Annotated in this window: 15 protein-coding genes; 9 read left to right on the forward strand and 6 right to left on the reverse strand. The window is 68.7% G+C overall.

Annotated features, from left to right (window positions below; translation table 11 throughout):
- Positions 1 to 63: 63 nt before the first annotated feature.
- Complete coding sequence (locus B0F77_RS21395) at positions 64 to 777, reverse strand: GntR family transcriptional regulator (protein WP_086664719.1); 714 nt, start codon at positions 775 to 777, stop codon at positions 64 to 66.
- A 139-nt stretch (positions 778 to 916) separates the two neighbouring features.
- Here B0F77_RS21395 and B0F77_RS21400 point away from each other — a divergent pair, with 139 nt between their 5' ends.
- The gene (locus B0F77_RS21400) at positions 917 to 1,684 is read left to right on the forward strand and encodes a hypothetical protein (RefSeq protein ID WP_211293911.1); all 768 of its coding nucleotides are present in this window, start codon (positions 917 to 919) and stop codon (positions 1,682 to 1,684) included.
- Positions 1,685 to 2,063: 379 nt separating this feature from the next.
- Here B0F77_RS21400 and B0F77_RS21405 read toward each other — a convergent pair whose 3' ends face one another.
- Genes B0F77_RS21405 through B0F77_RS21415 form a run of 3 tightly spaced genes read right to left on the reverse strand, consistent with a single transcriptional unit; the run spans position 2,064 to position 5,652 of the window.
- Entirely contained in the window at positions 2,064 to 2,909 is an 846-nt protein-coding gene (locus B0F77_RS21405; protein WP_245848502.1) for an expansin EXLX1 family cellulose-binding protein, read from the reverse strand.
- Positions 2,906 to 3,958 carry an SGNH/GDSL hydrolase family protein gene (locus B0F77_RS21410; protein WP_086664722.1) on the reverse strand — a complete coding sequence of 351 codons (1,053 nt, stop codon included), beginning with the start codon at positions 3,956 to 3,958 and terminating at the stop codon, positions 2,906 to 2,908. The genes B0F77_RS21405 and B0F77_RS21410 overlap by 4 nt, the downstream gene beginning before the upstream one ends.
- Positions 3,955 to 5,652, reverse strand: coding sequence for a cellulase family glycosylhydrolase (locus B0F77_RS21415; protein WP_086664723.1), 1,698 nt, complete (start codon positions 5,650 to 5,652; stop codon positions 3,955 to 3,957). The genes B0F77_RS21410 and B0F77_RS21415 overlap by 4 nt, the downstream gene beginning before the upstream one ends.
- A gap of 236 nt (positions 5,653 to 5,888) precedes the next feature.
- Here B0F77_RS21415 and B0F77_RS21420 point away from each other — a divergent pair, with 236 nt between their 5' ends.
- Positions 5,889 to 6,728 (forward strand): GDSL-type esterase/lipase family protein, encoded by an 840-nt coding sequence (locus B0F77_RS21420; RefSeq protein ID WP_211293912.1) that lies wholly within the window; start codon positions 5,889 to 5,891, stop codon positions 6,726 to 6,728.
- Here B0F77_RS21420 and yicI read toward each other — a convergent pair.
- On the reverse strand, positions 6,721 to 8,946 hold the full coding sequence (yicI, locus tag B0F77_RS21425) for an alpha-xylosidase (protein WP_086664724.1): 2,226 nt from the start codon (positions 8,944 to 8,946) through the stop codon (positions 6,721 to 6,723). The two genes, B0F77_RS21420 and yicI, sit on opposite strands and share 8 nt — an antisense overlap.
- A 135-nt stretch (positions 8,947 to 9,081) precedes the next feature.
- Here yicI and B0F77_RS21430 point away from each other — a divergent pair, with 135 nt between their 5' ends.
- The gene (locus tag B0F77_RS21430; RefSeq protein ID WP_245848503.1) at positions 9,082 to 10,227 is read left to right on the forward strand and encodes a hypothetical protein; all 1,146 of its coding nucleotides are present in this window, start codon (positions 9,082 to 9,084) and stop codon (positions 10,225 to 10,227) included.
- Positions 10,228 to 10,368: 141 nt separating this feature from the next.
- Here the strand turns inward: B0F77_RS21430 and B0F77_RS21435 are convergent, their stop codons facing one another.
- A complete protein-coding gene (locus B0F77_RS21435) occupies positions 10,369 to 11,592 on the reverse strand; it encodes an ROK family protein (protein ID WP_086664725.1) in 1,224 nt (407 codons plus the stop codon).
- A gap of 137 nt (positions 11,593 to 11,729) precedes the next feature.
- Between B0F77_RS21435 and B0F77_RS21440 the strand changes: the two genes are divergently transcribed.
- From B0F77_RS21440 to B0F77_RS21465, 6 genes are read left to right on the forward strand one after another with little or no spacing between them, the layout of a single operon-like run.
- Positions 11,730 to 13,388, forward strand: a complete 1,659-nt coding sequence (locus B0F77_RS21440; RefSeq protein ID WP_086664726.1) for an ABC transporter substrate-binding protein — start codon at positions 11,730 to 11,732, stop codon at positions 13,386 to 13,388.
- A 2-nt stretch (positions 13,389 to 13,390) separates the two neighbouring features.
- On the forward strand, positions 13,391 to 14,389 hold the full coding sequence (locus tag B0F77_RS21445; protein ID WP_086664727.1) for an ABC transporter permease: 999 nt from the start codon (positions 13,391 to 13,393) through the stop codon (positions 14,387 to 14,389).
- A complete protein-coding gene (locus tag B0F77_RS21450; RefSeq protein ID WP_086664728.1) occupies positions 14,386 to 16,059 on the forward strand; it encodes a dipeptide/oligopeptide/nickel ABC transporter permease/ATP-binding protein in 1,674 nt (557 codons plus the stop codon). Before B0F77_RS21445 ends, B0F77_RS21450 begins: the two co-directional genes overlap by 4 nt.
- A complete protein-coding gene (locus B0F77_RS21455) occupies positions 16,056 to 16,811 on the forward strand; it encodes an ABC transporter ATP-binding protein (RefSeq protein ID WP_086664729.1) in 756 nt (251 codons plus the stop codon). Before B0F77_RS21450 ends, B0F77_RS21455 begins: the two co-directional genes overlap by 4 nt.
- On the forward strand, positions 16,808 to 19,261 hold the full coding sequence (locus B0F77_RS21460) for a glycoside hydrolase family 2 protein (RefSeq protein WP_086664730.1): 2,454 nt from the start codon (positions 16,808 to 16,810) through the stop codon (positions 19,259 to 19,261). The genes B0F77_RS21455 and B0F77_RS21460 overlap by 4 nt, the downstream gene beginning before the upstream one ends.
- Positions 19,261 to 20,097, forward strand: a complete 837-nt coding sequence (locus B0F77_RS21465) for a LacI family DNA-binding transcriptional regulator (protein WP_086664731.1) — start codon at positions 19,261 to 19,263, stop codon at positions 20,095 to 20,097. The genes B0F77_RS21460 and B0F77_RS21465 overlap by 1 nt, the downstream gene beginning before the upstream one ends.
- Positions 20,098 to 20,108 lie beyond the last annotated feature (11 nt).

Raw genomic sequence — 20,108 nt, forward strand, 5'->3', positions numbered from 1 at the left:
CGAGCAGCCTGGTCCCGCCGTGTTACGCCGTCATGACGCGAACCGTATATCTTTCCGGCCTCGCTATTCGGAGTCGACGAACAACCCTGTGTCACGAGGCAACGCGGCGAGTGACGCCCGCAGCCGGCCGTGGTGCGCCCGTGCCGCCGTGACCAGCCTGTCCACGTCCCTGGCGAGGAACGCCGAGAGCATCTCCTCGTGGTCGCGGTGCATCTCGGCCTTCGCACCGTCGGACACGTGGGCCATGGGCCGCACCGGCTCCGTGGTGTTCCACGCCGACTCCAGCATCGCCAGCAGCCGATGCATTCCGCACGGCCGTACCAATGCGAGGTGGAACCGCCTGCTGTTGCGGTGGTAACCGCGCACGTCGTGGGCCTCGATGGCCTGGCCGAGCGCCTCGTGCGTCGCGGTCGCCTCCAGGTCGTCCTGCTCCCCCGCCGCGGCGACCGCGGCCGTCAGCGCCGCCACCTCCAGCACCTCGCGCACCACGTACAACTCGTGCAGCTCGTGGGTGGTCAGCCGGGCGACCTGATAGCCCAGGTTGGGCTGGTGCTCGACCAGGCCCTCGCCGATCAGCGTCTTGAGCGCCTCGCGCACCGGGATGCGGCTCACCCCGAACACCTGCGCGACCGCGTCCAGCGGGATCTCGGTGCCCGGCGGCACGTCGCCGTCGAGCAGGCACCGGCGCAGCTCGTCGAGGATGGTGGCCTGGGAACCGCCCGGCTGGTCGCTGACCAGCCGGGCGATCAACGCAGAACGTTTCCGCGGACCCGCCATGCCCGGCAGCCTATGCCACCATCGCGCGGTGCGGCTGGGGATGGTCCGCCCCGCGCAGCACGAACCTCCGGCCGTTGGCCTCGGTGACGCCCAGTGTCAAGTAGTGCTTTCCCCAAGGAGGATCTCCTAGTCTCCAGTCATGCCAATGTGGAAAGCGCTCTCAGTGCTCCTGGCACTCCAACTCGCGACCGCGGCCGCACCGGCCGTCGCGGCCCCCTCCCACTCCCCCTCCAGCTGCGCCCGCCAGGACGTGTTGTTCTGCGAGGACTTCCAGAAGGTCCCGCTCGGCGGCGCCACCAGTCTCAACTGGGGCGTCGACACCAGCCACGGCACCCTCACCGTGGAGAAAGCCCCACGCGGGCAACGGGTTCTCCGTGTGCACACCGAACGCAACGGCCGTGCGTTCCTCCGGGTCGAGGACTTCTCGGCGCCGGGCAACAGCTTCTACGGGCGGGTGCGCCTCAAGGTCGACGCCTTTCCGCGCCGGCCCGACTGGGCCCACTACACCCTGATCGAGGCCACCGGTCAGGGTGCGGAGATCGTGCGGCCACTGGGTGGTCAGTACGCGCCCACTTCGGACGGTGCGTTCTGGGGCGTCGGCGCCGACGGCGGACCGACTGGCGACTGGACGAACTGGCGCGAGTCGGCACCGTCGCGTGAGGACGTCTGGCAGTGCGTCGAGTGGCGGATGGACGCCACCGACAACCGGATCGAGCTCTGGTTCGACGGCGTCCCGCAGCCTGATCTCACCGTGTCGACGCGCAGCCACGGCGGAAACCCGGTGGACTTCGTGTTCCCGCGCTTCAACACCGTCAAGTTCGGCTGGCAGCTCTACCAGCCGAACGACGGCGCGTACGACCTCTGGATGGACGACATCACGCTCGCGACCAACCGGATCGGCTGCTAAGCACCTGGCCGAAAGTGGTATCCGAAACCTCTGGCCTCGCTGGGTGCCCACACCTGCAAGTACCACCAACTCTTGATCGAATCGCCGTCAACTACACCCGATCTCGTCGCCGCCTGTCGAGCCGCTGCGGTGTTCTCAGCGGGAAGCGACCCCTGTTGGGTGTAGAAACACGCCTGTTGATGTTGAGTTGGTGGTACTTGCAGACGCCATGAGAGCCCAAGGCAGAGCACCAGACGAGTAACGGACACAACTTCCGGCAGCCTGCTCAGCCCTCACACACGAGCCCGTTCAGGGTTGGTGATCCGAACGGCGGGTGCCGCCACCCATAGGTCGCGTTGGAGCCGATGGTGGCGGTCCCGCCGGTGCCGAGAGCGAGCCGTCAGCGCACGGCGAACTGCACGCTCGTGGGCTGAACCACGTCCGGTTTGACCGGCAGCGGGTTCACGACGAGACGCTCGCCGTAGATGTCGGTGACCGCGAGGGCGCCACCGCAACCGGCTCCGTTCTCGGAGAGGAAGTAGTTGTACTCGGCGCGCCGGACTTCCTTCCACTGCCCGCCGGCCTGCACCTCCAGCCGTGCCACCGGGTTGCGGTGGTCGATCACCTGGATGCCGCACCACCACTGGCTGGACCCGGTCTTGTAGCGCACCGAGATCTTCTTCTCCAGCGGCGGGCTGACCAGCGTCCACGTCACGGGGATCTCGCCCTGCTGCGGGTCGGCGAGCCGGGCGAACGCCTCGCGGCTCAGGTCCAGCTGCCCGACCCGGCACGGCGCCGGGCAGAGGTTCGTGACCCGCACCGTGAGGCTCTTGCCGTTGGCGCGCACCAGGATGTACGCACCGCAGGCCTTCGAGTCCTCGTAGTCCGACCAGTTCATCGCGACCGTCAACGGGTCCGGGCCGGGGTCGTACGAGCACGCGCCGCCGCCATCGGTGCCGTAGAACGTGGCCGGCGCGTTCCGGGTGACGCCCGGCTTGATCTTCCCTGCCAGTGGCGCGCCGGCCGCCGCGACGGTCGCCGGTGGTGCGGAGGAGGACTGCGGCGTGGAGGACGGTGACGAGGTGGTCGGCGTGGACTGCGGCACCGTCGGTGGTGGCGCCGTGGTCGTGGTGATCGCGGCGGCGACGGCGCGGCCGGTCACGTCCGCGTTGCCCCGGACCGCCAGACCACCGATCGCCACTGCCGACACGGCCACCACCAGTACCGCGAGTCCACGCCTTCTCACCAGTTCAGCCTCAATCCTCTGATGTAGTCGTTCAGCAGCTTGGAGATCAACTGGTGGTCGTGCTGTGAGAAGTGCCAGTCGCAGCCGAGCCGGTCCAGTGCCGGGTCAGCGTAGTTCCAGTAGCGGACCCGGCTGTCGCCCCGCTCCTGTACGACCTGCCTGGCGGCGTCGGCGAACGTGCCGGACCCCTCCGGCACGGACACGACGATCGTCGTGCCGGCGCCGAAGCGAGCCCGCAGCTTGTTCAGAAAGCCCTGGTAGGCGGACTTGTAGGCGGTGACGAGGCTGGCCGTGTCGGGCCACTGCTCGCCGGGCTTGAGCGCGGTGGAGAAGTCGTTGGTGCCCAGTCCGACCACGACGAGCTGCGGCCGCCAGTTGCCGGGGTTCTGCCACACGTCGCCTTCGACGTTGAGCAACGCCCGGTCGTAGAAGGTGCGGTAGCTGACGCCTGGATCGCCGCCACCGTAGTTGCGCACCATGCCGCGACCGGAGATGGCGTTGACCTGGTAGTCGGCGTTCAGCGCGCGCGAGGTGAGCGCCCCGAAGCTCAGGTCGGTGTTGGTGTTGCGGTCCACGCCACCGTTCGCCGAACAGTCGCGGGTGGTGGACAGGTTGCCGTAGCCCGCGGTCAGCGAGTCGCCGATGAACTCGATCTGCCGGGCTCGTGCCGCCGGCTTCGGCAGCACGGTGCCCACGAACCCGCCGAACTCTCCCGCCGCCCACGGGCTCTCCGACCGTTTGACGAGCCGGACGCGGTGCTCGGCGTTGCTCAGGCCGCGCACCCAGTAGGTGGTGCGGCCCGATTTCGTCAGCGTCGCCACGGTTCGCCCGTCGATCTGCACGTCGTAGTAGTTCGTCGAGTCGTTGAGCGAGATGCCGACGCTGGTGCCGCGGAACCGGCCCTCGAAGTAGACGCCGGGCCAGGTGTACTGGCCGGACTTCGTGACCCGGCCCGCGGTGTGCGCCTGGTCCAGGACACCCGGTGCCGCCTGGGCGACGGGCGCGCCGAGCAGCGCGGCGACGAGGACGACGGCCGTTGTACGGATCATGCGATCGCTCCTGTCATGTTGCTGCCCGACCTGGTGACGTAGTAGGTCACCTTGGTGCCGCTCCAGTAGTGGAACGTGAGCGTCACTCGTGCGTTGTCCCTGAGGCTGTTGAGGAGGTCGGGCCTCAGCAGGGTGGTCCCGGCCGGGTAGTCGGGCGCGAAGGTGCGGTCGTACTCCTTGAAGGAGGTCCAGTCGTTCGGCCCGGCGTTCGTGCCGTCGGCGTACTTGGCCTCCATCGTGGCGAGCAGGTCGCCGCGGAAGTTCGTCGGGATGGCGAACGAAGCCGTTGTGCCGCTTGCGTTCGAGAGCACCGGACGGTCATAGGTGATCAGGTTCAGCTGCCACGGCACGCCTCGGGAGAAGCGGGCCGTCAGCACCGCGTTCGTGCCGTACTGCCGCGATCCGCTCAGCTTCGTCAACGCCTGCGCGGTGAGCGTGAGCTGGTCACCCGTGACGGTGTAGTCCCGGCCGCGGACCAACGCGGTGTTGCCCTGCCACAGCCCCGTGAACGAGGTTCCGTTGAGGTTCAGGGCGATCGTCCTGGCGGTGATGGTGCTCGACCGCTCGGTGAACACCTGGTCGGTGAACGCGGTGCCGGAGCGGGTCGTCCAGCTGGACCTGATCTGCGCGTAGAGGTCGGGATCCTTCCACTGGAACGAGGTGCGACCGAAGTGCTGGCCGTTGTCCCACAGCATCGTGGTGATCTTCTTGGTCCGCGCGTAGTGGCCGAGGTGCTCGAAGAACTTGAGCTTCTCGCCCTGTTCGATGGTCCCGGTGTGCCGGTCGAAACCGAGCAGCCCGTACTCGCCGAGGATCACCGGGACGCCCTTCGCGACGAAGGCGTTGTAGACCCGGTCGAAGTAGCCGGTGAGGTCGTTCTGCGCGGTGGCGTCGTACCGGGTGCCGCCCGCGATGTTCACGCTGAACGGCCAGTAACCGTAGTAGTGCACGGTCGCGGCCAGGTTGGGATCGTTGAGGCCCTGCATCTGGTTCGCCAGCGCGTCGACCAGCGGCTGGTCGGCCGACGTGTGCAGGGTGGGCAGGACCAGCAGGCGGTTCGCGTTGTTGCCGCCGGACCGCCGCACGATGTCCCGGAACGACGCGTTGAGCTCGTTCAGCAGCTGGATTTCCTGTGCCTGCCCGGAACTGTTCGCGAACTGCGGCTCGTTCACGCTTTCCAGCGACAGCTTCGGCCCGAAATCGCGGAAAGCGGCGGACAGTTGCGTCCAGACGGCGTTGAAGCGGCTCAACACGCCGGTCCGGTCCGCCGGCATGGTGTTGATCCACTGCCACGAGTCGTGATGGATGTTGACCATCACGGACAGACCGCGCGCCAACGCCCAGCGCACGACCTCCTTGACCCGGTCGAGGTACGCGGCCTCGATCGTGCCGTCCGGTGCCAGGTGCGCGCTCCACGTGACAGGCAGCCGAATGCTCTTGAAGCCCTGCCTCTTCACGTTGTCCAGCAACGCTTCGGTGATGCGCGGGTTGCCCCACGACGTCTCGTCGGCGCCGGTCGAGTCGAGCGTGTTGCCGAGGTTCCACCCCGGTTGCATCGCCGCGACCTGGTCCATCGCGCTGCGCGCCTGGACGTCCGCCGAGGCCGCCGGCGTGACGCCGGCGGCGATCACCGCACCGACCACCGAACCGATGAGCCAGCGGATCGACCGCCCACCAACGAATAGTCGTGACATGAACCGAAAGCTGGCACGACGCCTCGCACTCGTCAAGGCATTCTGGCGGAAATCGATGCGCTTCGACGAATTCGAAAGGCCGCATCCTCGCGCTCAACTCCTTTGCGACCAAGGAATCGACTCGATTCGACACAATTGCTCGAATCGACGAACTCGCCCTAGCCTCGTCCCATGCGCTCCGGTTCGCCGGTGATCGCCCGCGGCACGCAGATCGACAACCCTGTCTGGAGACCGTTGTGCGAAAACGAATTCTGACCCTGGTCGCGCTCGCCGTCCTGCCGTTCGTCGCCAGTGCCGCTCCTGCCTCGGCGGAACGACCCGACTGCGTCCCCGCCGCCAGTGGCGCGTCCGCCAGCGCCGCGAGCGTGAAGGTGTGGCTCGCCGGCGACTCGACGATGGCCGACCCGAGGTCCAGCTGCCCGGTCGGCTGGGGCAACCAGTTCGACGCGCTGTTCAAGGACGACGTCACTGTGGTGAACAGCGCCGTGGCGGGCCGGAGCATCCAGACCTGGCTGTACGAGTCCAACGTCAAGAGCACCATGGACTCGGCCGGCGAATGCGTGGTGGACCCGAAGACGTACCACCAGCGCTGGCTCAGCATGCTCGATCCCACCAACGGGATGAAGGCCGGCGACTACCTGATGATCCAGTTCGGGATCAACGACGGTGACCGCGCCTGCCCCCGGCACGTGGGTTCCGCGCGGTACAAGGAACTCCTCACCGTGATGGCCAAGGCCGCCAAGGACCGCGGCGTCACCCCGATCTTCCTCACCCCCGTCTCGGCGATCAGGTGCAGCGGCAACTCCGCCGTCGCCACCCGCGGCTTCCTCACCGAGACCGCCGACGCGGCCCGGGCCAGTGGTGTCACCGTCATCGACCTGCACAAGCTGAGCTACACGCTCTACAACACGCTCAAGCTGTGCCCCAACGACGGTGACTACACCAAAGGCCCGGTCGGCGACTTCTTCTGCAACGACCACACCCACTTCGAGGCGGCCGGTGCCAGGCAGATCGCCGGGGTCGTCGCGAAAGCCCTGCGCGACCAGCGCATCCCCCTGTCCGGCTACCTCAAGTGAGCTCGATGGTCACCGCGCCACCCGTGGCGGGAACCGGTTCCCCAGTGCGGAGCTGAACCTGCCACGCGGCCGGCGGTGACTCGGCCTCGATCTCGACCCGGTCGCCGGTGCGGCGCGTGTGGAACGTGGCACCGGCGACCTCGGTGGTGATCGAGGCACCGTCGTCGAGGTGGTGGATCCGCAACGTGACCCCGTCGGCGTAGTCGTAGTCCGGGCGGTCGTCCACGGCACCGAGCGGCAGCACCGTGTTCGGCCGCACCAGCAACGGCACGGTCAGGAAGTCGCAAGACATCGTTGTCCACCGGCCCCCGACGACCTCGGCACCGGTGAAGAAGTCGGTCCAGGTGCCCTCCGGCACGTAGAACGACACCTCGCCGCTGTCCGAGAACACCGGCGCCACCAGGAGGCTGTCGCCGAGCATGTACTGCCGTTCGAGGTGGGTGCACGCCGGATCGTCCGGGAACTCCAGCACCATCGCCCGCATCATCGGCGTTCCCTCTGTCGCGGCCTGCAGCGCGGTGTGGTGCAGATACGGCATCAGCCGGGCCTTGAGCTTGGCGAACACCCGCAGCACGTCGACCGCTTCCTCGTCGAACAGCCACGGCACCCGGTACGACGAGCTGCCGTGCAGACGGCTGTGCGACGACAGCAGGCCGAACGCGATCCACCGCTTGTACAACGTCGGACTCGGCGTGCCCTCGAACCCGCCGATGTCGTGGCTCCAGAAGCCGAACCCGGACAGCCCCAGGGAAAGCCCGCCGCGCAGGCTCTCGGCCATGGCCTCGTAGGTCGACTCGCAGTCACCGCCCCAGTGCACCGGGAACTGCTGCGAGCCCGCGGTGGCGGAACGGGCGAACACCACGGCGTCCCCGTCACCACGGCGTTTGCGCAGCACCTCGAAGACGGTCTTGTTGTAGAGGTAGGTGTAGTAGTTGTGCATCCGCTCGGGGTCGGAGCCGTCGAAGTACTCGACGTCGGTGGGGATGCGTTCGCCGAAGTCGGTCTTGAAGCAGTCGACGCCCTGGTCGAGCAGAGCGTCCAGTTTGGACGCGTACCACTCGCGGGCGGCCGGGTTGGTGAAGTCCACCAGGGCCATGCCCGGCTGCCAGAGGTCCCACTGCCACACGTCACCGTTGGGCCGCTTGAGCAGATAACCGCCCTCGACCCCCTCGGCGAACAGCGGGGACCGTTGCCCCACATAGGGGTTGATCCAGACGGAGATCCGCAGGTCCCTCGACTTCAGCCGGTCGAGCATGCCGACCGGGTCCGGGAACATGCGCGGGTCCCACTCGAAGTCGCACCAGTTGAACTCGCGCATCCAGAAGCAGTCGAAGTGGAACACGCTCAACGGCAGGTCGCGCTCGATCATGCCGTCGATGAAGCTCGACACCGTCTGCTCGTCGTACGACGTGGTGAAGGACGTCGACAACCACAGGCCGAACGACCACATCGGCGGCACCGTCGGCCTGCCGGTCAGCAACGTGTACTTGCGCAGGATCTCCTTGGGGCTCGGACCGTAGATCACGAAGTACTCCAGCGACTGCCCCTCGACGCTGAACTGCACGCAGGTCACCTTTTCCGAGGCGACCTCGAACGACACGTGTCCCGGATGGTTGACGAACACGCCGTAACCCGCGTTGGTCAGGTAGAACGGCACGTTCTTGTACGCCTGCTCGCTGTTCGTGCCGCCGTCCGCGTTCCAGATGTCCACCACCTGGCCGTTGCGCACCAACGGCCCGAAACGCTCACCGAGCCCGTACACGACGTCGCCGACGCCGAGGCACAGCTGGTCGCGGACGTAGTGCTTGTCGTCCAGCGTCAGGAAGCCCATGCCCTTGCCCTCGCTGGCGGTCAGCACCCGGTCGCCGGCGACGAACTCGACCTTCCAGTCGCGCCCGATCCGCACCTGCAGCGCGCCGGAGGTCAGGCTCTCGTCGGTGAGGTGCACGTGCGGTTCCCCGGTGGCCAGCGCGAACTCCGGCTGTCTGGGTCGCTCGCCCTCGAAGTGCGTGAGGCTCACCCCGATCACGTCCGGCATCGGTGAGGAGAACCGGACCGTCGCGACCGGGCCCTGCAACAGGTCACCGCGGTGGCGGATCGGGCGGGTCGGCGCGTGCACCACCAACTTCCCCGCCGTCTGGGTGATGTCGTAGACCTCGACCGGATGCGCCGCCTTGACGCCGTCGCGCAGCAGCCAGTACCCGTTGCTGAATTTCATTCGACCGCTCTCACCGTTCGAATTCGAATCGAATCGCTTCGATTACCTTTTCTGATACGAATGTTAGCGATAACATGCCTGACGAGGAAGCCCCGTCGATTCCCCAAATTCTCTTGGCGGAAGGGAGATTTCCCCATGTTCTCGACCAGGTGGCGAGCAGGCGCGATCGTGGCCGTGTCGGCGATGCTCGGCGGCGTGCCGCCGGCACACGCGGAGCCGCGGCTCCTGGCCTGTGGCGACCAGGCGTTCAACGCAGAGGCCGTGCTGAGCGGCAGCACGTGGACCGCCCGCAACGGCGGCCGCACCGTCTACACCGGCGGCGACATGCGGTCGGCCGTCCAGGCCGCGGTGGACAGCCTCACGGCGGGACGCACCTCGAAACAGTGGGTCGTGGTGCGCGGCAACGGTTCGGTGAGCGCGGGCGCCCGGATCTCGTTGCCCAGCTACACCGGCATCGACGTCTGCGGCACGATCAACGTGACCGGCACCGGTTCCGGAGACCAGGCCCCGATCTACTCACGCGGCACCCGCGACGTCGAGGTCCGCTACCTCAGCCTCACCGGACGCCCGCTGTACGGGATCTTCATGCGCAACGTCGACAACCTCGTCCTCGGGCAGATCGACATGAGGCTGTCCGGCGGCCTCGGCGTGCGGATCGACAACCGCGGCAACACCAGCGTGCGCAGCCGCAACATCAGGATCGACAACGTCTTCGTGTCCGGCGCCGGCAGCCACGCCGTCGAGACGTACGGCGTGGACGGCCTCACCGTCGGCACAGTGACGGCTCGCAACGTCGGTGAGTCCGGGTTGCTGCTCAACGACACCATCAACGCCACGGTCGGCACGGTGGACGCCGAGAACGCCGGCGCGGGCACCGGGTACGCGGCGTTCCGCACGGCCAACCGCAACGGGCGCGTCGGCTCGGGCTATCCGACCAACATCCGGGTCGGCACGGTCCGGGCCCGTGGCGGCGGCCGCGGCGTGTTCTGCGTGTCGGAGAGCGGCGGGCTCACCATCGACCGGATCGATCTGGCGAACACCGGCAACAACGCCGTCCTGATCGAGAACTGCTACAACGTGAACCTCGCGGCCCAGAGCGGCACCGTGACCGGCGGCGGGGAGATCCGGCTGGCCGCGCGCTCGGAGTTCCCGAACAACAGCGACATCACCATCCAGAACCTGACCGTCACCAACTCGTCGGTGCGCGAAAGCCCCTGCGGCACCAACACGACGTTCCGCAACCTCAAGCTGAACAACAGCACCTCGAACGTCTGCCCGTAAGGCCTAGTGCCCGTTCACCCACATGCTCCCCACCAGCCCCATTTTTGGACACGCGGGGACCTTTCGTTTCGCATGAGAGCACGAAGGGGCCCCGCGTGCCGGCCGGCAACAGGGGCGCTTCGGGGCGGGCGGCCGTCACGGTCAGCGGACGAAGACCGGGGGTTCGTCGGCGGCCAGGTCGTCCGGTAGGCGGAGGGCCTGCCGGCGCGGCACGAGTTCGGACTGCAGCACGATCGCCGCGGCCCCGATCGCCGGGGCCGACGCGGCCGAGGCCGACAACCGCACGGAGACCGGGTGCGCGTCGCGGGCGATGAACGCGCTGTCCAGCTCGGCGCGCAGCACCGGCAGGTAGACGGAGCCCGCGATGGCGAAACTCGGGCCGGTCAGCACCAGCACCTCGAGGTCCAGCACGTTGGCCAGCGAGCGCGCGGCCACCGCGATGTACCGGGCGGACCGCTCCAGCAACGCCAGCGCCCGCGCGTTGCCCTGCCGGGCCGCCCTGCTGATCGCCGCGAAGTCCGCCGCGACCGGTGCCACGCCACGGGTCCGGCCACCCACCAGGCCGGCCGCGCGGGACAGCGACCGGTCGGCCCGCGCCTGCGCGACCACCGCGGCGGGACCTGCCAGCACCTCCAGGCATCCCGACCCGCCGCACCAGCACCGCGGTCCGTCCACGTCGAGGCACGTGTGGCCGATCGAACCGGCGTGGCCACTCGGTCCCCGGTGCGTGGCGCCGCCCAGCACGACACCGGCGCCGAGGCCGGTGCCCATGTAGATCGCGGCGAACGTCGACGTGGCCCCGACGCCACCGGACCAGTGCTCGCCGATCGCGGCGGCGGTCGCGTCGTCGTCCAGCACCACCGGCAGCCCGGTGGCCAGTTCGACCTCGCGGGCGAACGAGTCGTGCGCCGACGGGCGGGCCGACACCAGGCCGAGGCCCAGGATTCGATCGCGTTCGACACCGACGCTCTCGATCAGCGCGCCGACCTCGCGAGCCATCCGCGCGACCACGGCCGCGGGTTCGTCCGTGCCGCTGCCCGCACGTGAGATGCGCGCGACGACGGCGCCGCCGAGGTTCGTGAGCACGTAGGTGATCCGCGCGTCGTCGAGGTGCACGCCGACGGCATAACGCGCGAAGTGGTTGAGCTGCAACATGACTCGGCGTTTGCCGCCGGTGGACTCGGCGTGCCCGGTCTCGGCGACCAGACCCTCGTCGAGCAGGCCGCGGACGACGGTGGAGATCGTGCCGCCGGTGAGACCGGTGGCGTTCACCAGCCCGACGCGGCTGATCATGCCGGCCGCGCGGATCAGGTCCAGCACGGCCGCTCTGGTGCTGGCGTGGGTCACCCGCGCCGGTCCGCTCACCGCATTCCTCCGTCGAACGACGAACTTGTCCTCATCGACAAGTGGCAACCAGTAAAGCATCTCGGACCGTTGACTTTCTTTGTTTATCAACTGAAGAATCCTCGCCGCGAACCACCCAGCGACGGGGAGGATCAACGATGCTCAAGAAGCTCTGCGCACTCGGTCTGGCGGTGGTCCTTGCGGGCACCGCGGCCTGTTCGGGATCCGGCGGAGGTGGTGGCAGCCGGGACACCCTCGTCGTCTACACCGGGCAGGCAGGCGACTTCCAGCTCAACTTCAACCCGTACGCCCCCACCCAGATCGAGGGGCCGGGCACGATCTACGAGCCGCTGTTCTTCTTCAACATCGCCAAGGACCAGCCGCCGAAACCCATGCTGGGCACCGAGTTCAAGTGGAACGCGGACGGCACCGAGCTCTCGGTCACCCTGCGGGACAACGTGACCTGGTCCGACGGCGAGAAGTTCACCGCCGAGGACGTGAAGTTCACCCTCGACATGGTCGCCAAGACCCCGGCCGTCAACAAGACCGGCTTCAAGGGCACGGTCACCGCGGTCGACGACACCCACGTCACCGTCAAGTTCCCCGAACCGTCCTACATGGACGGACCGCAGGTGCTGGGCCAGCTCTGGATCATGCCCGAGCACATCTGGAAGAACTACGCCACGCCGGCGACCGAGGTGAACCCGAACCCGGTCGGCACCGGACCGTTCCAGCTCGGCGACTTCAAGGCGCAGTCGTTCACCCTCAAGGCCAACCCGAAGTACTGGGGCGGCGAGCCGGCGCTCAAGCAGGTCAGGTACCTGTCGCTGTCCGGCAACCAGGCCGGCGTCGACGCGCTGAAGGCCGGGTCCGTGGACTGGCAGACCGGCCCGATCCCGGACATCAAGGACATCGAGAAGAACTACCCCGGCTACAAGGCGATCACGTTGCCGCTCAACCAGGTCGCGCTGTTCACCTGTTCCAACGCGCAGCTCGGCTGCCAGGGCGCGCAGACCGACCCCGCCGTGCGCAAGGCGATCTACTACGGCATGAACCGGACGCAGATCAACTCGCTGGCGTTCCAGAACGTCAACAGCGAGATGTCCCCCGGCTTCACGCTGCAGCCGCGCGACGCGGGGTTGCTGTCGAGCAAGCTCACCGACCGCATGGCGCCGATGGACGCGAACGTCGCCAAGTCCGACCAGATCCTCACCTCCGCCGGCTACGTCAAGGGCGCGGACGGTCTCTACGCCAAGGACGGCAAGCCACTGGCGCTCACGGTGAAGGTGGTCGCCGGCTGGACGGACTACATCACCACGCTCGAGACGCTGAGCCAGCAGCTGCTCAAGATCGGCATCAAGATCACCCCGCAGCAGCTTTCGTGGAACGAGTGGGCCGACGCCCGCGGCCGCGGCCAGTACGAGCTGCTGATCGACTCGGTGGAGCAGGGCCCCGCACCGGACCCGTACTACACCTACAGCTACTTCTTCTCGACCGCGACGACGGCGCCGGTCGGCCAGCCCGCGAACCCGAACTTCGCCCGGTTCAGCAACGCGATCGTGGACAACGCGCTGGCCGCGCTGAAGAAGACCGACCGCGGCGACCCCGCGCGGCAGCCGCACTACGACGCCATCCAGGTCGAGCTGGAGAAGTACCTGCCGTACATCCCGGTGCTGACCGGCGGGATCCCGAGCGAGTTCAACGCCAAGGCCTTCACCGGCTGGCCGAGCAAGGACGACCTCTACGCGTTCCCCGCCGTGTGGAAGCGGCCGGACGCCTCCCAGGTGTACATGAAGCTCAAGCCCGCCGGTAACTGACCATGGGCTATTACCTGCGCAAGCTCGCCTTCTACCTGACGGCGCTGTGGGCGGCGGTGACGCTGAACTTCGTCATCCCGCGGATGCTGCCGGGCAACCCGGTCGACATCCTGATGGCCAAGCTCCAGCAGCGCGGTGGATCGGTCGACCCCGCCGCCCGCACGGCCTACGAGACCCTGCTCGGCACGGGCGGCAAGGAGTCGTTCGCCGAGGAGTACCTGGCGTACCTCGGCAACCTGCTGCGCGGCGATCTCGGGGTGTCGGTCAGCGCGTTCCCGGCGAAGGTGTCGGACGTGATCGCCGACGCGTTGCCGTGGACCGTCGTCCTGGTCGGGCTCGCGACCCTGATCTCGTTCCTGCTCGGTGTCGGGCTGGGCGCGGTCGTCGGCTGGAAGCGCGGCACCTGGCTCGACTCGCTGGTGCCGGCGACCACGGTGCTGTCCGCGGTGCCGTACTTCTGGCTGGCGCTGCTCCTGGTCGCGGTGCTCTCGTCGGGGCTGGGCTGGTTCCCGCTCAACGGCGGCTACGACGTGGTGCTGGATCCCGGCTGGGATCCGGAGTTCATCGGCTCGGCGATCTACCACGGCGCGTTGCCCGCGCTGACGATCGTCATCTCGTCGATCGGCGGGTGGCTGCTGGGCATGCGCAACATGATGGTCTCGGCCATGTCGGAGGACTACGTGCTCACGGCGCGGGCCAAGGGCCTGACCGACAGCCGGATCATGATCCGGTACGCGGCCCGCAACGCGGTGCTGCCGTCGGTCGCAGGGTTCGCGATCTCGCTCGGCTTCGTGGTGTCCGGGTCGATCGTCACCGAACAGGTGTTCTCCTACCCCGGCATCGGGTCGAAGCTGCTGCAGGCCGTGCAGAACAACGACTACGCGCTCATGCAGGGGATCTTCCTGGTGATCACCATCGCGGTGCTCGGCGCGAACCTCGTCGTGGACCTGCTGTACGGGCTGATCGACGCCCGCACGAGGGATCGGAGCAGCGTGTCATGACCTGGTCAGGAAAACTCGGCGCCGGTCTCGGCCTGGCGGCGCTGATCGTCCTGTTCGGACTCGTCGGGCCGCTGCTCACCGGCGATCCGGCCACGATCAGGGACATCGGTCTCACCCCGCCCGGCGGCGAGCACCTGCTCGGCACCACGCTGACCGGCCAGGACGTCCTCGCGCAGCTGGCCCACGCCACTCGCGGCTCGCTGTGGATCGGGGTGCTGGTCGGGGTCATGGCCACCGTGCTGTCCGGCGTGTTCGGCATCGTCGGTGCCTACGCCGGCGGGTTCGTCGACGAGGCGTTCTCGTTGTTCTCCAACGTCATGCTGGTGATCCCGGGCCTGCCGCTGGTCATCGTGGTCGCCGGGTTCGTCCCGGCGGACCAGCGCGGCACGTGGACGATCTCGCTGGTGCTGGCGATCACCGGGTGGGCCGCGGCCGCACGGGTGCTGCGGGCGCAAACGCTGTCGTTGCGCAACCGGGACTACGTGGCCGCGGCACGGGTGTCCGGCGAGAAGACCTGGCGGGTGATCTGCGTGGAGATCCTGCCGAACCTGCTGCCGATCCTCGCCTCCCAGTTCGTGTTCGCGGTCGTCCTGGCCATCCTCAGCGAGGCGGGACTGTCGTTCCTCGGACTCGGCGCGGCCAACTCGTCGACCCTCGGCACGATGCTCTACTACGCCCAGAACGGCTTCGCGCTGCAACGCGAAGCGTGGTGGTGGTTCGTGCCGCCCGGGCTGATCATCGCGTTGTTCGGCGGTGCGCTGGCGCTCATCAACTTCAGCATCGACGAGATCATCAACCCGAAGCTGCGTGACCGGGCCCGGCGCGAACGCGATGTCGTCGCCGCGGAACCGACCCCAGCGGAACCCGATGCGGTGCTCACGGTCCGGAACCTGAACGTCGTGTACCAGGGCGAAAAGCCGGTGCACGCCGTCAAGGACGTGTCGTTCACGTTGCGGCGGGGCGAGATCCTGGGCCTGGCCGGGGAATCCGGGTGCGGCAAGACCACGCTCGCCTACGCGATCAACCGCCTGCACCGGCCACCGGCAGAGGTGACGTCCGGCTCCGTGACGTTCGAGGACGTCGACGTGCTGGCGCTGGGGCCGGAGGAGCTCAGGGAGTTCCGCTGGGTGCGGCTCTCCATGGTGTTCCAGGGCGCCATGAACTCGTTGAACCCGGTCACCCCGATCCGCGCCCAGCTGCAGGACGTCCTGCGCACCCATCGACCGGGAATGTCCACTCCGGACCGTGAGCTGCGCTGTGCGGAGGTGCTGCGGCTCGTCGGCGTCGACCCGGCCAGGCTCGGCGCCTACCCGCACGAGCTGTCCGGCGGCATGCGGCAGCGGGTGATGATCGCGATGGCCCTGCTGCTCGACCCGCAGGTCATGATCATGGACGAACCCACCACGGCGCTCGACGTCCTGGTGCAGCGCGAGATCCTGAACGAGATCAAACGTTTGCGCGACGAGCTGGGGTTCGCGGTCGTGTTCATCACGCACGACCTGCCGTTGCTGCTGGAGCTGAGCGACCGGATCGCGGTGATGCGCGACGGCGAGGTCGTCGAGTACGCCGAGGCCGAGGAGCTGTACCTGCGGCCCCAGCACCCGTACACCCGTGAGCTGCTGGCGTCGTTCCCCAGCCTGACCGGCGAACCGGGAGCACTGACCCGATGACGACACTCGAAGTTCGCGGCCTCACCAAGACGTTCCACAGGTTGCGCGCGGTGGACGACGTGTCGTTCACGCTCACGCCCGGCCGCACGGTGGCGCTGGTCGGCGAGTCCGGTTCCGGCAAGTCGACGATCGCCAGGATGATCGCCCGCCTGGTCCGCCCCACCTCCGGGGAGATCCTGCTGACCGGGCCGGACGGCGAACCGGTGCCCCGGCGGAACTACCGCGACCACGTCCAGATGATCTTCCAGGACCCGTTCGCCTCGCTCAACCCGTTCCACACGGTCGAGCACCACCTCGCCCGGCCGTTGCGACTGCACGGGCGGACGAGCGCGGAAGTGCCTCTGCTGCTGGAGAAGGTGAGCCTCAGCCCGGACTTCGCGCGCCGGCGGCCGCACGAGCTGTCCGGCGGCCAACGGCAGCGGGTGGCGATCGCCCGCGCACTCGCTCCGGGCGCACGGGTGATCATCGCGGACGAGCCGGTGTCCATGTTGGACGTCTCGATCCGGCTGGGAGTGCTGAAACTCCTCGCCCGCCTGCAACGCGAGGAGAACCTCGCCGTCCTCTACATCACCCACGACCTGGCCACCGCACGGCACTTCTCCGACGAGGTCCTGGTGATGCATCGGGGCCGGATCGTCGAACGCGGCCCGAGCGACGACGTGCTCGTGCGTCCAGAAGCCCCGTACACCCGGCAGCTGGCCGCCGCCGCGCCCGACCCCGAAGCCCGTTTCCGCCAGGGAGGTCCGTCTTGATCCGCCAGTACCTGCACGACGGCTGGCAGCTGACCGCGACGACGAACGAGGTACCGGACCAGGTCAGGGGCAGGACCGTGCCCGCGACCGTGCCCGGCAGTACCCACCTCGACCTGCTGGCGTCCGGGCTGATCACCGACCCGTTCCTGGACCAGGCCGAGACCGAGCTGGCCTGGATGCACCGCGCGGACTGGCGCTACCGCACCACGTTCCTCGCCGCGCCGGTGCCGCCGGACGAGCGGGTGGACCTCGTGTTCGACGGCCTGGACACCATGGCCGCGATCGAGCTCAACGGCCACCTGCTCGGCCACACCGCGAACATGCACCGGAGCTACCGCTTCGACGTCCGGCAGCACCTCACCGACGGCGGCAACGACCTCGCCGTGTCGTTCTCGTCCGCCCTGGCGCACGCCGAAAAGGTCGAGGCGGGGCTCGGGCCGCGCGCGCACGTCAACGCACACCCGTTCAACATGATCCGCAAGATGGCGTGCAGCTTCGGCTGGGACTGGGGCCCGGACCTGCAGACCGCGGGCATCTGGCGGCCGGTCCGGCTGGAGCGCTGGCACACCGCCCGGCTCGCTCAGGTGCGCCCGGTCGTGACCGTGTCCCCGGACGGCACCGGGCACGTCGAGCTGCACGTCGACGTCGAGTGGGCGGCGGCACCACGCGAGAACCTGACCCTGGAGATCACCGTGGGCGCCCGCGAGCACACGGTGACCGTCCCGGCCGGACAGACGACGGTCATCGCCCGCGTGGACGTCCCCGACGTCGACCTGTGGTGGCCCACCGGATACGGCCGGCAGCCGCTCTACGACCTCGAAGTCGTGCTGCGCGGCCGATCGGCCGTTGTGGACGGTGCGACGCGGCGGATCGGTTTCCGGACGATCACCGTGGACACCACGCCCGACGAGATCGGCACGCCGTTCACCGTCGTGGTGAACTCCAAGCCGATCTTCGTCAAGGGCGCCAACTGGATTCCCGACGACCACTTCCTCACCCGGATCACCCGCGAGCGGCTGGTCCGGCGCGTCGACCAGGCCGTGGGCGCGCACGTCAACCTGCTCCGCGTGTGGGGTGGCGGGATCTACGAGTCCGACGACTTCTACGACGTGTGTGACGAACGCGGTGTGCTGGTGTGGCAGGACTTCCCACTCTCGTGCGCCGCGTACCCGGAGGAAGAGCCGGTGCGCGGCGAGCTGGAGGCCGAGGCCCGCGAGAACGTCGTCCGCCTGATGTCGCACGCCTCGCTGGCGTTGTGGAACGGTGGCAACGAGAACCTGTGGGGGTTCGCCGACTGGGGCTGGCCCTGGCAGCTGGAGGGCCGGACCTGGGGACTGGGCTACTACGAAGACCTGCTGCCGGGGATCGTCGCCGAGCTCGACCCGACCCGGTTCTACTGCCCCAGCAGCCCGTACAGCCCGGTGGAAGGCCTGCACCCGAACGACGAGAACCACGGCACGCGGCACGAGTGGCAGGTCTGGAACGAGGTCGACTACACGCACTACCGCGACCACGTGCCGAGGTTCTGCTCCGAGTTCGGGTTCCAGGGCCCGCCGGCCTGGGCCACGCTCACCCGCTGGATCCACGACGAGCCGCTCAGCCCGACCTCACCGAGCTTCCTGGTCCACCAGAAGGCCGAGGACGGCAACGGGAAGCTCGACCGCGGCCTGGCGGCGCACCTGCCGGTCCCGCAACGGTTCCCGGACTGGCACTGGGCGACGCAGCTCAACCAGGCGCGCGCGGTGAGCTTCGGCATCGAGCACTTCCGCTCCTGGTGGCCGCGCACGGCCGGCGCGATCATGTGGCAGCTCAACGACTGCTGGCCGGTCACGTCGTGGGCGGCGATCGACAGCGAGGAGCGCCGCAAGCCCCTGTGGTACGGGCTGCGGCACGCGTTCGCGCCCCGGATCCTCACCTTCCAGCCGCGTGACGGCAGGCTCGTGCTCGTCGCGGTGAACGACCACGACGAACCGTGGGACGCGCACATCACGCTCGACCGGCAGACGTTCCGCGGTGTCACGCTGCACCTGATTAGACTGCGCCGGACGGTTCCGCCCAGGTCCACCCTGGTGCTCGACCTGGACGAAGCTCTACTGCAGCCGGCGCACGACGACGCGGAGGTGATGGTGGCGACCACCGCCGACGCGCGCGCGATCCTGCCGTTCCGCCAGGACACCGAGCTGGACTACCACCCGAATCCCCTTGCCGCCCAGGCGGAAGCCGTGCCCGGCGGCTACGAGGTCGAGGTGCGCGCGAGTTCGTTCGCCCAGGACGTGGCGATCCTGGCGGACCGGGTCGCGCCCGACGCCGTGGTGGACGACATGCTCGTGCCGATGCTCGCCGGCGAGGTGCGCGTGTTCCACATCCGCACGGACGCCGTGGTCGATCCCGCGGCCTTCACCGATCCGCTGGTGCTGCGCTGTGCCAACGACCTCGGCGTGGTGCCCTGATGCACGAGGAGTCGACCGGTGCGGTCGGGCTGGTGCTGGCCCGGCCGGCCCGGCTGCTCGGCGTCGAGCCGTTCTTCATGGAGTTCATCGCGGGTATCGAGGAACGGCTCGCCGAGCGCGACCTCTCGGTGCTGCTGCACGTGGTGGCGGACCACGAGGCCGAGATCGCCGCCTACCGCCGCTGGGCGAGCCGAAGCCTGGTCGACGCGACCGTCGTGGTCAATCCCGTCGTGGACGATCCACGCCCGGCCGTCCTCCAGGAACTCGGCCTGCCCGCCGTCGTCGTCGGTGACGACCCGGACCTGCCCGCGGTCCGCACCGACCACGCCGGCCCGATGACCGAGGCGCTCGGGCACCTGCTCGACCTGGGCCACCGCCGGATCGCCAGGGTCACCGGACCCTCCGCGCTCCAGCACACCCGCGCCCGCACCGCCGCGCTGCTCTCGGGCTGCGCGGCGGCCGGCGTCGAGCCGGTGATCGTGGAGGGCGACTACTCGGAGGAAGCGGGCGCCAAGCTGACCACCTCGCTGCTGAGCGGTCCGGAACCGCCGACCGCGATCCTCTACGACAACGACGTGATGGCGGTGGCCGGGCTCGCCGCCGCCGCGGCACTGGGCGTCGCGGTGCCGGCTGAACTGAGCCTCGTGGCGTGGGACGACTCGACGTTGTGCCGCCTGGCCTCCCCCGCGCTCACGACGATGAGCGTGGACGTGCACCAGTTCGGCGTGTCGGTGGCGGAGTCGGTGCTCGAACGCGTCGACGGAGTTCCCGTCACGCCGCGCTGGTCCCCCACCGCCCGATACCTGCCGCGCGGCACCACGGCACCGTCTACTTAGGACGTATCGGA

It is taken from the genome of Lentzea kentuckyensis (assembly GCF_002150765.1).
Classification (GTDB): Bacteria; Actinomycetota; Actinomycetes; order Mycobacteriales; family Pseudonocardiaceae; genus Lentzea; species Lentzea kentuckyensis.

Coding starts and splice junctions, on each gene's coding strand:
- B0F77_RS21395 (WP_086664719.1), bottom strand. CDS start 777: ATGGCGGGTCCGCGGAAACGTTCTGCGTTGATCGCCCGGCTGGTCAGC.
- B0F77_RS21400 (WP_211293911.1), top strand. CDS start 917: ATGCCAATGTGGAAAGCGCTCTCAGTGCTCCTGGCACTCCAACTCGCG.
- B0F77_RS21410 (WP_086664722.1), bottom strand. CDS start 3,958: ATGATCCGTACAACGGCCGTCGTCCTCGTCGCCGCGCTGCTCGGCGCG.
- B0F77_RS21415 (WP_086664723.1), bottom strand. CDS start 5,652: ATGTCACGACTATTCGTTGGTGGGCGGTCGATCCGCTGGCTCATCGGT.
- yicI (WP_086664724.1), bottom strand. CDS start 8,946: ATGAAATTCAGCAACGGGTACTGGCTGCTGCGCGACGGCGTCAAGGCG.
- B0F77_RS21430 (WP_245848503.1), top strand. CDS start 9,082: ATGTTCTCGACCAGGTGGCGAGCAGGCGCGATCGTGGCCGTGTCGGCG.
- B0F77_RS21440 (WP_086664726.1), top strand. CDS start 11,730: ATGCTCAAGAAGCTCTGCGCACTCGGTCTGGCGGTGGTCCTTGCGGGC.
- B0F77_RS21445 (WP_086664727.1), top strand. CDS start 13,391: ATGGGCTATTACCTGCGCAAGCTCGCCTTCTACCTGACGGCGCTGTGG.
- B0F77_RS21450 (WP_086664728.1), top strand. CDS start 14,386: ATGACCTGGTCAGGAAAACTCGGCGCCGGTCTCGGCCTGGCGGCGCTG.
- B0F77_RS21455 (WP_086664729.1), top strand. CDS start 16,056: ATGACGACACTCGAAGTTCGCGGCCTCACCAAGACGTTCCACAGGTTG.
- B0F77_RS21465 (WP_086664731.1), top strand. CDS start 19,261: ATGCACGAGGAGTCGACCGGTGCGGTCGGGCTGGTGCTGGCCCGGCCG.